Annotated in this window: 9 protein-coding genes; 6 read left to right on the top strand and 3 right to left on the bottom strand. The window is 55.0% G+C overall.

What is annotated here, in order from left to right; genetic code table 11:
• Positions 1-41 precede the first annotated feature (41 nt).
• Positions 42-1,325, top strand: a complete 1,284-nt coding sequence (locus MYS68_RS35935) for an arsenic transporter (protein WP_248930333.1) — start codon at positions 42-44, stop codon at positions 1,323-1,325.
• A gap of 91 nt (positions 1,326-1,416) precedes the next feature.
• Positions 1,417-2,955, top strand: coding sequence for a PAS domain S-box protein (locus tag MYS68_RS35930; protein WP_248930332.1), 1,539 nt, complete (start codon positions 1,417-1,419; stop codon positions 2,953-2,955).
• Positions 2,956-4,062: 1,107 nt separating this feature from the next.
• Here MYS68_RS35930 and MYS68_RS35925 read toward each other — a convergent pair.
• Together MYS68_RS35925 and MYS68_RS35920 are read right to left on the bottom strand one after the other, a co-directional pair.
• Positions 4,063-5,958 (bottom strand): PrkA family serine protein kinase, encoded by a 1,896-nt coding sequence (locus tag MYS68_RS35925; protein ID WP_248930331.1) that lies wholly within the window; start codon positions 5,956-5,958, stop codon positions 4,063-4,065.
• Positions 5,959-6,418: 460 nt separating this feature from the next.
• Positions 6,419-7,744 carry a sn-glycerol-1-phosphate dehydrogenase gene (locus MYS68_RS35920; RefSeq protein ID WP_248930330.1) on the bottom strand — a complete coding sequence of 442 codons (1,326 nt, stop codon included), beginning with the start codon at positions 7,742-7,744 and terminating at the stop codon, positions 6,419-6,421.
• 118 nt (positions 7,745-7,862) lie between these two features.
• Here MYS68_RS35920 and MYS68_RS35915 point away from each other — a divergent pair, with 118 nt between their 5' ends.
• Positions 7,863-8,708, top strand: a complete 846-nt coding sequence (locus MYS68_RS35915) for a DUF2161 domain-containing phosphodiesterase (RefSeq protein WP_248930329.1) — start codon at positions 7,863-7,865, stop codon at positions 8,706-8,708.
• A 43-nt stretch (positions 8,709-8,751) separates the two neighbouring features.
• On the opposite strand, the gene fabF is transcribed toward MYS68_RS35915, so the two are convergent.
• Positions 8,752-10,002 (bottom strand): beta-ketoacyl-ACP synthase II, encoded by a 1,251-nt coding sequence (gene fabF, locus MYS68_RS35910; protein ID WP_248930328.1) that lies wholly within the window; start codon positions 10,000-10,002, stop codon positions 8,752-8,754.
• Positions 10,003-10,141: 139 nt separating this feature from the next.
• On the opposite strand from fabF, the gene MYS68_RS35905 reads away from it, so the two are divergent.
• The 3 genes from MYS68_RS35905 to MYS68_RS35895 all read left to right on the top strand — a co-directional run bounded on the left by MYS68_RS35905 (position 10,142) and on the right by MYS68_RS35895 (position 13,093).
• A complete protein-coding gene (locus MYS68_RS35905; protein WP_248930327.1) occupies positions 10,142-10,987 on the top strand; it encodes a helix-turn-helix transcriptional regulator in 846 nt (281 codons plus the stop codon).
• A 125-nt stretch (positions 10,988-11,112) separates the two neighbouring features.
• Positions 11,113-11,880, top strand: coding sequence for a polysaccharide deacetylase family protein (locus MYS68_RS35900; protein ID WP_248930326.1), 768 nt, complete (start codon positions 11,113-11,115; stop codon positions 11,878-11,880).
• A 286-nt stretch (positions 11,881-12,166) separates the two neighbouring features.
• Positions 12,167-13,093, top strand: a complete 927-nt coding sequence (locus tag MYS68_RS35895) for an IS110 family RNA-guided transposase (protein ID WP_248925012.1) — start codon at positions 12,167-12,169, stop codon at positions 13,091-13,093.
• Positions 13,094-13,790 lie beyond the last annotated feature (697 nt).

The raw sequence follows: 13,790 nt of genomic DNA, 5'->3' as shown, positions 1-13,790 counted from the left end.
AATGAGTCACAGTATGCGTTTTACAGAATTTGGGGGATTCCATGCTATTTTTGGGAGCATTTGCCGTCTTCGGCGTAACGATGACTTTGGTCATTTGGCAGCCTCGCGGCCTTAATATCGGCTGGTCTGCCGCATGCGGCGCCATTGTCGCGCTCGTCAGCGGAATCGTCACCTTGGCGGATGCCGCGGAAGTCACATCGATCGTCTGGAATGCCACACTGACCTTTATTGCGCTGATTGTGATGTCGCTCATTTTGGACGAGCTCGGCTTTTTCGAGTGGTGCTCCCTCCATGTGATACGCTGGGCCCGCGGCAACGGCAGGCTTCTCTTTTTATATACCATTCTGCTCGGAGCGTTCGTATCCTGCTTCTTTGCCAATGACGGAGCCGCACTGATTTTGACCCCGATCGTACTTGCTCAAGTACGTGCGCTTCGCCTGCCGGATACAATGGTCATTCCGTTCGTGATGGCCAGCGGGTTTATCGCCGATACGACATCCCTTCCGCTGATTACCAGCAACTTGACCAACATCATCTCCGCCGACTTTTTTCATATCAGCTTCAGCCAATATGCAGCCAAAATGCTGGTGCCCAATCTGTTTTCGCTCGCGGCAAGCACAGCGGCGTTGTTCCTATATTATCGCAAACAAATTCCGGGCTCGTTCGACGCAAAACAGCTGGCTATTCCGGGAGAAGCGATAAAACATCAGGGAATGTTCCGATTTTCTTTGATCGTTCTCATCCTGCTGTTTTTGGGGTATTTATTTGCCGAATCGGCCGGCATTCCGGTTTGCCTGATAGCCGGTGCAGCCGCGGCGGCCCTTTCCATTTTCGCACAAAAAATAAAACTGATGGAAGCCAAAGCTATTTTGAAGGAAGCGCCCTGGTCTATTATTGTATTTTCGATCGGTATGTACCTGGTCGTATACGGCTTGAAAAATGCCGGCCTTACGGACTTGCTCTCCGGCTTGCTCGCTTCTTTCGCCCGGCACGGCGAACTGGCGGCTGCACTCGGCATGGGTTATACGGCGGCGCTGCTCTCCTCGGTAATGAACAATCTCCCGTCGCTGATGATCGGCGCTCTCGCCATCGATAGCAGCCCGGCGGAAGGTCCCATTCGCGAAATTCTCATCTATGCCAACGTTATAGGCTGCGATCTCGGACCGAAAATAACGCCGATCGGCTCGCTTGCTACGTTGATTTGGCTGCATATTTTGTCCCGCAAAGGCATCGCGGTTTCGTGGGGCGCATACTTTCGGACAGGTCTTGTTTTGACGGTACCTACCCTGCTTATGGCCTTAATCGGACTGTATGCAACGAACTGAAAATTCCATTTTTTTCTTGCAATTAATGCGATGAAATCGGTTTATTTTCATATATAATAGATTTAGACACAGCAAGGAGTTGATGAATGGGATGCAGAAAATTCCAGTTACCCGCGATGGAAAAAAAGGCTCGGAAATACTCATAATCAACTCGGATGAAGCCGTCAAAATCGAAAGCGTAAGAAATAAAGAATTCATTATCCATACAAAAGATGGAAAATACTATTGGAACGCTTCCCTCGAAGCGTTTGAAGAATGGTTGTACGAGGAGGGCTTCCGTCTCATCGACCAAACGAACCTCGTCAACATGAATCACGTCAGCGAATACGATTTGAAAAAAGGAACCGTCTATTTCGGCAGATCGACCGACCCGGATACGAAAAGCGCTTCCGCCGCCCGCATTCACCGCGAGCATATCGTCAACGTGATGGAGATGCTCCGCCGCGTCAACCGCAAAAACATGGGAGCCAAGCAAACGGCGGAAACGGACGAGCTGCTCAGAACGATCATGGAGCAAGCCACCGATGACCGGTTTGCCAGATCCTATGCGATGATCCATGCGATTTACGAAAAGAAAAAAGCCGAGAAACGTCTGGAGGAAAGCGAGCAGCGGTACAAATCACTCTTCGAAAATAACCCTGAGCCGATTTGTTCTTTCGATATGGACGGGCACGTCCTCAGCCTTAACCCCGCCATGGAGCGGATGACCGGGTATACGTCGGCGGAACTGCTTCACAAGTCGATCGATCATTTGATCGTTCCGGGTCATATCAACCGATGGCAGTTTCATTTTGGAAAAACGCTGCAGGGGGATACGCAGCATTACGAGATATGCTTTCTGGGCAAAAACGGCCAGGCCGTCGAGCTCAGCGCCATCAACGTGCCGATCGTCGTCAACGGGGAAATCGCCGGGGCGTACATGATCGGCAAAGATATCACCGAAAGCAAGCGGGCCGAAGAAATGCTGATCAAGTCGGAAAAGCTGTCCATCGTCGGCCAGCTCGCGGCAGGCGTCGCCCACGAAATCCGCAATCCTCTCACTTCGCTGCGCGGTTTTGTGCAGCTGCTCGATTCAAAGGTGAGCGGCTTCAAAACGTATTTCGACATTATGCTGGACGAGCTGGACCGGATCAATTTTATCGTCAGCGAATTTCTCGTCATCGCCAAACCTCAATCGGTATCATACCAGCCCAAGCAGATCGGGCCGATCTTACATAATACGGTGGCGCTCCTCAATTCGCAGGCGATTATGAACAACGTGCAAATAATCATGAAACTGGACGAAGATTTGCTGCCGATCAATTGCGACGAGAATCAGATCAAACAGGTATTCATCAACATATTGAACAATTCGATCGATTCGATGCCCGAGGGCGGAGATATTATCATTCAGGCCAAAAAATACGACGACCGCCACATCGTCGTGCGCTGCATCGACAAAGGCTGCGGCATCCCCGAGGACCGAATCCCGCGGCTCGGCGAGCCTTTTTACACGACGAAGGAAAAAGGCACCGGGCTCGGGCTCATGGTCAGCTTCAAAATCATCGAAAATCACCGCGGCCAGATGCGCATCGAAAGTGAGCTGAACAAAGGAACGACGGTTGACATCGTGTTTCCCATTGCGGAGTGATCCTCTCTCCCTGAAATCGGGGAGGTCCACCCCCTAAATCAAGGAGGTCCCCCCCCTAAATCCCCCTTCCAGGGGGCCCCCAGGCGCTCGGGCGCCCTGGACCCGCCCGGTTTGCGTGGCTGCTCGCTGCTAGTTCGCGTTTGCCCGGCATGGATTTTTTGCTTTCAGTCAAAAAATCCTATGCCGGGCACGCTTTACTTCTTGCGCGGTGCCGGGGGAGATTGAGTGTGCCTCGCGCCCGCGCTTGTCTGCCATGGTTTTGCTTACGCAAAACCAACGGCGGACACGCTTTACTGTAACTTCCACCTAACGACCCTAAGCTAACGGACTGACTGGACGTTATTTACCGCTTTTTGCGCACATTGAAACCGTATCGGACACCAGGGACGTTATTTTATCCATATGACGTGGATTTGAGCCGATTGTAGCGAAATAAGAGCGCCTGGGTCCGTTAAACTTGAAGAATGCCCATTTTTGTACAAATAAGGTCCGTGGTGTCCGTTACGAGACTCACGGTTTAAAAAACCTTCCGAGTAAACAAGCTGGAAGGTTTTTTATATATACTCTACCCAATGAAGGGGAGGATTCCCCCTTCATTGGGTGGACGGAAATCCGAGACGGATGAATCCCATGACAGGGCCGAGGGGTATCCCCCGGAGAGTTTACGTGCCGCCTTTGAAATCGTGTGATTACATCTGCTATTTTCAATTAAAATATCGCACGATTTCAAGAGCGGCCGAAGGGGGAACCCCCGCCCGTGACAAATGGATTCATCTGTCTCTTTACCGTCACAGTAAAAATGAAGGGGAGCGCTCCCCTTCATTACCCTTTCAACGACAAAAGCCATTCGGTATAACACGGGCTGCAAAGAACCTCAAACCGCTCTTCGACGCCGCTTTTCCCATAGACGGTAATGCTGTGGGCGGACTGCGTCGCCTTCTCACAATGATAGCATCGGTACGACATGGGACTACACCTCTCTTATGTTGTTGTTTCGGGCAAGGGTAGTTTTCCCAGCAACAGTTCCGATTATGAACGCAGACACGGAAATCCCCCGCCCGCACCGGCCTTTTGCACAGACCGGGGCAAACGGGGGAAACAGGAAGGTCAGCGGTTGAGCAGGCTGCCTACGTAGCGGAGCAGCTCGTTCGCGCAAACCGGGCAGTAGCCATGTTCGTCGATGAGCCGTTCGGTCACTTCGTTGATCCGCTTCAACTGGCGCTCATCCGGCGTTTTGGTGGACGTCGTAATTTTGACGATGTCCTTCAAATCGGCGAACAGCTTCTTCTCGATCGCTTCGCGTAAACGTTCGTGGCTGGAATACTCGAATTTTTTGTTTTTCCGGGAATACGAGGACATGCGGATCAAAATTTCTTCGCGGAACGCTTTTTTCGCGTTCTCGGAAATGCCGATCTGCTCCTCGATCGAACGCATGAGCCGCTCATCCGGATCCATCTCCTCGCCGGTGAGCGGGTCGCGGATTTTTTGCCAATTGCAATAGGCTTCGATATTATCCAGATAGTTATCGAACAGCGTCTTGGCGGATTCCTCGAACGAGTAGACGAACGCCTTCTGAATTTCTTTCTTCGCGAGCTCGTCGTATTCCTTGCGGGCGACAGAAATGAAATTGAGGTAACGTTCGCGTTCCTCCTTCGTGATCGAAGCGTGCTGGTCGAGACCGTCCTTGAGCGCCCGCAGCACGTCGAGTGCGTTGATGCACTGCAGGTCCTGGCGAATCAGCGCGCTGGATATCCGGTTGATGACGTAACGCGGATCGATCCCCGACATGCCTTCCTCGACGTATTCGTTTTGCATCTCCTTCAGATCGGCTTCCTTGTAGCCTTCGACCTCCTGGCCGTCGTACATGCGCATCTTTTTCACGAGATCCATGCCCTGCTTTTTCGTTTCCTTAAGGCGGGACAAAATCGAGAAAATTGCCGCAGCCCGCAGGCTGTGCGGGGCGATGTGAATGTGCGACATGTCGCTTTGCTTGATCAGCTTGGCGTAGATTTTCTCCTCTTCCGACACCTTCAAATTGTAAGGGATCGGCATGACGATCATCCGGGACTGGAGCGCTTCGTTTTTCTTGTTGGAGATGAACGACTTGTACTCGGATTCGTTCGTATGCGCGATGATCAGCTCATCGGCGCTGATAAGCGCGAACCGACCTGCCTTGAAGTTGCCCTCCTGCGTCAGCGAGAGCAGGTTCCACAGAAACTTCTCGTCGCACTTGAGCATCTCCTGGAACTCCATCAGCCCCCGGTTCGCCTTGTTCAGCTCGCCGTCAAACCGGTAAGCGCGAGGGTCCGATTCGGAGCCGTATTCGGTGATCGTGGAAAAATCGATGCTGCCCGTCAAATCGGCAATGTCCTGGGATTTGGGATCGGACGGGCTGAATGTCCCGATGCCGACCCGGTTATCTTCAGAAATCAGCACCCGTTCGACAAGAACGTCCTCGATCCGCCCGGCGAATTCGGTTTTGAGCCGCATTTGGCAGGATGGGCACAAATTCCCTTCGATTTTGACGCCAAGCTCCTTCTCGACGTCGGCGCGCAGCTCCTGCGGAATGAGATGAAGCGGCTCCTCGTGCATCGGACACCCTTTGATCGCGTATACCGCCCCTTCTTCCGTTCGGGAAAAACGCTCGAGGCCGCGCTTGAGCATCGTCACGATCGTCGATTTGCCGCCGCTGACCGGCCCCATCAGCAGCAGTATCCGTTTGCGCACGTCGAGCCGCCGCGCCGCCGAGTGGAAGTATTCTTCCACAAGTTTTTCGATCGCCCGGTCGAGGCCGAAAATTTCTTCCTCGAAAAACTTGTAGGTACGCTTGCCGTTCTCTTCCTCGATGCCTGCCGAGGCGATCATTTGATAAACCCGTGAGTGCGCCGTCATCGACAGGCCCGGATTTTGCCTGATTTTTTCGATATACTCCGCGAACGTTCCCGTCCACGCCAACCTCTCATTTTCCGCACGGTGCTCCGAAATTTTCCTGAAAATATCCATAGTCTTGACCTCCTGAGGGCTTTCTAGGAGAGAAAGCCGGCATCGTAAGGATAGCCGGGTTTTTACGCGGTAAAGCCGGCACGTTAAGACGTCCGGATCCTTCCCCGGCAAAAAACCGGTGTTGTAAGGGTTCGATCCGCTTGAGTTCCTTTGAGATTTACCCTTAAGCTGCCGAAACAACGCTCGCATATAAGAACGCTTTGCTCTCAAGCTAACCCCGTGTGTCCGCTTAAGTGACATAACTTAATGACAGAGAGCTTACGGACCTCTTCGTCATAGGTTCGGTCCATCGCCCGATAAAGAAGTGTATTATATACCTATGCCTTTTCCCTCCGTAACTTGCCCGAAATTTTCGAAAATGGGTTTTAAAAAAAATCTTGCAGCCTCCGCCGCACATATAAAAAAGCACCTCCCAAGGCTTGGAGGTGCCGTATATCGGCAAAGCAAATCCGATTTCTTCCTATATATGGCGCATCAGCCGCAGCACCGTAAACCGGTTGCGGACGAAAATCGCGTTCTCCAGGCTTTCCGCCAGCAGGTCGGGGGCGATGCCCAGCTCCTCGGGGCGGGCATGGCCGCCCGCCTGCGTGAGCCAAGCGGCCATGCGCTCGGGCGACGGAACGCGCCCGGCGATGGCCATTACAGCGTCCCAGCGCTCGGCGAGCCGCTGGGCGAAGCTGCCGTCGTCCGTCGGTGCTGCGGCCCCCGCCGCGGCGGGGAAGTTCTCCGCGATTACCTGCGGGGCGATCGCGCCGTAAGCGGCGCGGATGAGCCGCTCGTCGTGAGCGCGGTCCGGCTGCGGCTTCGTCCGCAGCCGCTCCAGCGCTTCGTCGCGGCTCATCGCGGCCAGCCGGGCGTAGCGCTCCGCCATCAGCACGGCGGCGACGCCGACTTTGGCGCCGTGCAGCAGGGCGCGGCGTTTTTCACGCAGGTAGGTCATCTCCCAATAATGCGACAAATGATGCTCCGCCCCCGAAGCCGGCCGCGAGTGGCCGACCATCAGCATGGAGAAGCCGGACAACGTGAGGCCCTCCATCAGCTTGCGGACGCCGAGCTCGCTGCCGCGGGCAATGTCGTCCAGGTGATCGAGGCACAGCTGAAGCCCTTGCCGCGTCAGCTCTGCGGCAGTTTCGCAGTAGCTTTCGTCAAACAGCTCGCGCCCGAGCTCCCAGTCGGCAAGCGATGTAAACTTGCCGAGCATGTCGCCGAAGCCGGCGGCAATCAAAGGCTGCGGTGCCTTCGCCATGATCTTCACGTCGGCGAACATCGCCTCCGGGGCGATCGCCGGGATCGTCTGCTTGAAGCCGCGCAGGATCAGCGGCGCGCCGACCGAAGTGAAGCCGTCGACGGAAGGCGCCGTCGGTACGGAAATAAAGGCGCGTTTCGTCTTGTCGCACGCAAAGCGCACGATGTCGTGGATCGTGCCGGAGCCGACGGCCAGCACGGCGCCGATGTCGTCGCCGAGCGCCAGCAGCACTTGCACGATCGCCTCTTCGTTTGCGGCGACGTCGCCCTGCTCATCCGGCGTCAGCAGGCAAACCTTCGCGGAGATGCCTCCGCCTGCGGGCTGCGGCTCCGCCAGCTTCTCGAGCAGCCGGCGTCCGGCCGCTTCCATCGTATGTTCGTCCGCTACCAGCAGCACGCGATTGTAGCGGTTTTCCCGCAAGTACCCGGGTATCGCGTCCAGCGCGCCCGGCTCGATAACGATGCGCCGGATCGGTACGGCGTGTTCTTGCCCGCAGCCGCATGCGAAGCGGCTTTCGAGCCATTTTTCTATAGTGGACATGGTTGACCGACTCTCCCTTCTATCTCCCAATATCGTAACAAACTTATGCTATAATGGCACTAGAAAAAACGTTCCCATCGCAAGTTTACGCATATTTTTCGGAAGGAAGACACATTACATGGCCATTCGAAGCGAAACGGAGCTGTATGCGCCGGTTAAAGCATATTGGGAAGCACTTGGGTACGATGTGCGCGGGGAGGTTCATCATTGCGATGTCGTCGCCATTCGGGGAGAGGAGGAGCCGGTGGTGATCGAGCTGAAAAAAAGCTTCAACATCCCCTTGCTGCTGCAGGCCATCGACAGGCTGCGGCTCAGCCCGAACGTGTACGTCGCCTTCGAGCTGCCCAGCAAAGGAAAAGCGCCGCATGGCGCAACCTGGACCGATATCCGCAAGCTATGCCGGATGCTCGGACTCGGGGTGATGACGGTGCAGTTTTATAAAACGCGCAAGCCGAAGGTGGAGATCGTCTGCCATCCGGAAGCGTATATGCCCCGCCCGAACAAACGGGCAGCCCGGCTTGTCGTGCAGGAGTTTAAGGAGCGGACAGCCGATTACAACGTGGGCGGAAGCACAAGGCGCAAGCTAGTCACGTCGTACCGGGAAAAGGCGCTGCACTGCGCCTCTCTGCTGAAGCGGCACGGTCCGATGAGCCCAAGACAGCTCAAAGAGCTGACGGGAAATGCGAAAGCGGCGGGACTGCTGCAAAAAAATTATTACCGCTGGTTTCAGCGTGTGGAACGCGGGGTTTATCGGCTTAGTCCGCTCGGCGAGCAGGCGGTGGCGGAATATGCGCACGTGGTGGAGGGATTCGCGGCGGAGACGGCGGCAGCCAAAACGGAAACCGCCGGCAAGCCGGCTGCAGCAAGCAAGCCCGGCATGTCTGCCGCCCCGGACGCTTGGATCCAAGAAGCGGCGGCAGCCGCTTCAACATCAGGCAAGCGCCGGCGCCGCAGCCGGCCGTGAAGGAACCCGGCCTTATCGTACCCTAAGCTGTAAATATCCCCTTTTATTCGCCCCACCTTTTAAAAATAAGCACCGCATTGTGCCCGCCAAAGCCGAACGAATTCGACAAGCCGATCTCAAGCTTCGCGGACCTTGCCTCGTTCGGCACATAGTCCAGATTGCATTCCGGATCGGGATGCTCCAGGTTGATCGTCGGCGGAATGACGCCTTCCTGCAGCGTCTTGATGAGAGCGACCGCTTCCACTCCGCCGGCGGCTCCGAGCATATGGCCGAGCATCGATTTGTTCGCGCTGACCGGCACCTCATAAGCGCGCTGGCCGAGCAGCTTCTTGATCGCGAGCGTCTCCGAGCGGTCTCCCTGCTGCGTGCTTGTGGCGTGAGCGTTGATCGTATCGATGTCCTCGGGACGGATTCCGGCATCCCTGACCGCTTCCCTCATCGCCCGATACGCCCCCATCCCTTCCGGATCGGTCGCGACCATATGGTATGCGTCGGACGATGCGCCGTACCCGATAATTTCCGCATGAATGCGGGCCCCCCGGCGCTTTGCGTGCTCCAGCGACTCGAGCACGACGATGCCCGCTCCTTCCGAAGAGACAAAGCCGTCGCGCTCCGCATCGAACGGTCGGCTTGCCCGCTGCGGCTCGTCGTTTCGCGTCGACATCGCGGTCGCGTTTCCGAAGCCCGCCATGGCAAGGTCGGTGATCGTCGCTTCCGCGCCGCCGGCCACCACAACGTCAGCCGCGCCGCGCTGGATCAGCTTGAACGCTTCGCCGATCGCGTTATTGCCGGTGGCGCAGGCGGTCACCGGTGCGAGCGTCGGACCGGTAAACCCGTAAATCATGCTGACCTGTGCCGCCGCCATATTGGCGATCATCATCGGCACGACCGTCGGGCTGACGCGGCCGTGTCCCCGGTTGAGCAGCGTGCGGTAATTTTCCAGCAGCGTATGAATGCCGCCGATGCCGGAGCCGATGTAAACCCCGACGCGTTCGGGATCCGCTCCTCCCGCCTCAAGCCCCGCATCCTCCAGCGCTTCTTTGGCGGCCGCTACGGCGAACTGGGTGTAGCGGTCCATTCGGCGCGCTTCCTTTTTGCCAAACTCCGCTTCCGGATCAAAATCGCGGACGACCCCGGCAATTCTCGTTTTATATTCATCGAAATCGGAGCCGGGTATCGCGGCAATGCCGGAGCGCCCCCGGACAAGCCCTTCCCAAAACGCCGCCACACGATTGCCGATCGGCGTGATGACTCCCATGCCCGTTATAACTACACGCGGAAATTGATGCTGCATAATAAAATCTCCTCCTTGTTATATGAAACAGGATCACTACTAGGATGGCACATTCATTATCCTATTACAAGTTAGAGTTTATCCTGGTATAATACATGATAGCATCACCAGTAATGCCATATTTCGAAAGAGGGATCTCATGAACGACACGGTTCGTTTGCAGGCGTTATCCGAGTTTCTCAAAGCCCACCGGGCCAAGCTTCAACCGGGAGGGGTCGGGCTGATTCCCGGCACCCGCCGCCGAACGCCCGGACTGCGCCGCGAGGAGGTCGCCCAGCTCGCCGGAGTCAGCACGACGTGGTACACGTGGCTCGAACAGGGGCGGGACATCAAGGCGTCCGTGCAGGTGCTGGACCGCATTGCGTGGGCGCTTCAGCTCGGCGAAGACGAGCGGCAATATTTGTTCATGCTTGCGCTGGAGCAGCCGGCTCCGCCTGTCGCTCAGGACAAGCCGACGGCCGTTACTCCCGCGCTGGAGCGCATCCTGGGCGAGCTGAAATATTGCCCGACGATCGTGTCGGACCGCAAATGCCACATCGTCGGCTGGAACTCCGCAGCCTCCGCCGTATTTATGGATTTTGAGCGAATCGCTCCCGAAGAGCGCAACATGATCCGGCTGCTTTTCGCCCGCAAGGAACTGAAGGCGCTGGCCGTCAATTGGAGCGACTTTGTGCGAGGTTTTCTCGCCATGTTTCGTTCCTATTACGGTCAATATGTCGCCGACCCGTGGTATAATGAATTTATCGAAAAATTGAGCGGCGCCTACCCGGAGTTTCGCGAATTTTGGAACCGCAATGACGTCAGCTCTGCCCCGGAAGTCTCCATCGAGTTTCGCCACGCAAAGGGAGGCAAAATGCTGTTCGACCTCACCTCTCTGCAAGCACACGGCGCGGCGGATCTGCGATTAAGCATCTACACGCCTTCGTCCGGATCGGATACGGAAGCTAAGCTGAGGCAGCTTATGCAAAGGCTGGAACCGCAATAACCCGGTCCGGGGTTATTGCGGAACGTGCCGCTCCGGCGGCGGACGTTTCTCGCCCGGCTTCTAAAATAAGATTCCCCGCATAGATTAGAATCATAGAATACTTTCTCTAGGGAGTGAAAGAGCTTATGATTCTGCGCCTGCTTCGGCTTCCTCTTGCCGTTCTCCTTGCTCTCTCCTGCTTTTGTTTCGTTATTGCGGCCGCTCCCGCTTTGGCCCAAGACGACAAGCCTCCTCCGGTCTCCATTCCCGTGCTGAATTACCACAGCATCACTTACGATCCCGGCAATATCGCGGTCATCACGCCCGAAAAGTTTGCCGAACAAATGCATTATTTGGCTGACAAAGGCTATACGACGCTGACGATGAAGCAATTTACCGATATCATTTCTCGCAAAGAAGATCCCCCGGAGAAGCCGGTGCTGCTCACCTTCGACGACGGCTACGCGGACAATTACGAGCACGCGCTGCCGCTGCTCAAAGAGCTTGGCTTTCACGCCACGCTGTTCGTTTCGCCGGGAACGACGGATGACGGCTACTTTCTGTCCTGGGACAAAATCAAGGAAATGCACGAAGCCGGCTGGGACATCCAGCCTCACGGAATGACGCATCCGCGTCTCGACCAATTGAAGCCGGAGCAGCAGGCCTATGAAATCGGGGAAGCGAAGAAGCAAATCGAGGAACAGCTCGGCACCACAGCCGATATATTTTGCTACCCGTACGGGCGGTACAATGCGACGACGCTGCGTCTGCTCAAAGAGTACGGATTCCGCTACGCTTTCACGATTGAGCAGGGCAAAACCCGCAGCACGGAAAATCCGTATAAGCTGCGGCGGATTTTCGTGAACGGGGAAGAGTCGCTCAAGACATTTATTTATAAGCTGGAAAAATGGTGAGCTCCCCCGGGCACCCCCTAAATCAAGGGAGCCACCCCCTAAACAAGATGACAGAGCGTCACAATAAGATATGAAAATGTTCGAGCGGTTCACGGTTTAAACTCTGTTTAAACCGTGAATTCTTTTTACTACACAGTGCAGGTAAGTCGCCGGGATTTTGAGTGTACGACCTCGCCCCCTAAACTGACTTACCACACCCTGAGAACAAATCTTTGTCGCCACGAGCACACCCATCAAATTTCGGTCTGGGAGGGTGTTGGTAGCCTGTGTAGAAAGGATGATCTATTTGGATGCGATTCGTACTTGCTGCGCCGGCCTCGATGTTCATCAGGCCAACGTTGTTGTTTGCTTGTTAAAAGGCCCTCTTCATCAAAAGCCGACGAAAGTGATTCGGGAGTTTTCTACGGTACTCTCCGGCCTGCTCGAACTAGCCGACTGGCTCACTGAAGAAGGATGCACAGAGATCGCCATGGAAAGCACCGGCATCTTCTGGCAACCTGTTTACAATGTACTTGAAGCTTCTTGCACCATCACTCTGGCCAACGCTGCCCATATTAAAGCCATCAAAGGCCGTAAAACCGATATGAAAGATGCCCAATGGATCGCAGAACTTCATCGGTGCGATTTAATCCGCGGCAGCTTTGTGCCTCCTGTGGAAATCCGCGAATTGCGAGATTTGACGAGATACCGCAAAAAACTCGTTGGGCACGCTACCGCCGAAAGAAACCGCATCTTGAAGGTTCTCGAGATGGCTAACATTAAGCTCTCCACCTTTATGAGCGATGTTTTTGGCGTTTCCGGCCGTCTCATGCTTCAAGCTCTTGTGAATGGCGAAGTTATTGAACCCGCGCAAATCGCCGATCTTGCCAAAGCCTCTCTGCGCTCCAAGATTCCGCAACTCGTTTCTGCTCTCAATGGTCGCGTCACCAAACACCATCGTTCCATGATCGCTAGATCGCTCAAACATCTCGAATTTCTCGAACAATCCATCGCTGAGTTAGAGGCCGACATGGAAGTATACTTCGCACCGTATCAGCGGCAATTAGAGCTATTGGATAGTATTCCTGGTGTTGGCGAGCATACCGCCAAGATCATCTTGGCTGAACTGGGAACGGATATGTCTGTATTTCCCACGGAGATGCACCTATCTTCTTGGGCAGGGCTTAGTCCGGGCAATAATGAGAGTGCCGGTAAAAAAAAAGTACTACCATAACCAAAGGCGATAAAATTCTTAAGTCTGCTCTCACAGAAGCAGCCTGGGCCGCCAGCAACACGAAATCCTACTTAGGTGCAAAGTTCTGGTCCATTACAAGTCGGCGCGGGAAAAACAAGGCTGTCATTGCGATCGCCCATAAGATTCTAGTCATTGCGTACCACATCCTATTGAAGAACGAACCGTACAAAGAACTTGGTGCGGACTATTTAGAGAAACGACGAAGCATTTCCAAGGAAGAGCTAATGATTCGTAGGCTACAAAAATTAGGTTACTCGATACAAAAAGTAGACGAACTTCCCTCAACCAGTTAGGCTCTTTTAAAAAATATTCATTATGGGGACCGGGCATCCTATTGCCTTTTTTCGGCTTTTGACCTCATTTCAATCCATTTTCTCTTCGAAGTGACCTCGAGCTAAACGTTATTTTCCCATCAAATCCCCCTGGCAGGGGGACTCCAGGCGCTTGCGCCCTGGACCCGCTCTTAAGGAGTGAATGCTCGCTGCTAGTTCGCGACGGCTCCCCCCTAAATCCCCCCAAAGGGGGGACCCCAGGCGCTCGGGCGCCCTGGACCCGCCTGCTGGAGGGAGTGCTCGCTTCTAGTTCGCGTTTGTCCGGCATGGATTTTTTGCTTACGCTAAAAAATCCGATGCCGGACACGCTGTACTTTTGAGCGGAGACCGGAGGTGTGAACGCG

Source organism: Paenibacillus hamazuiensis, from assembly GCF_023276405.1.
GTDB lineage: Bacteria > Bacillota > Bacilli > Paenibacillales > NBRC-103111 > Paenibacillus_AF > Paenibacillus_AF hamazuiensis.
Note: the sequence above shows the minus strand (reverse complement) of the source record. Positions and strands in the feature narration are given on the sequence as shown.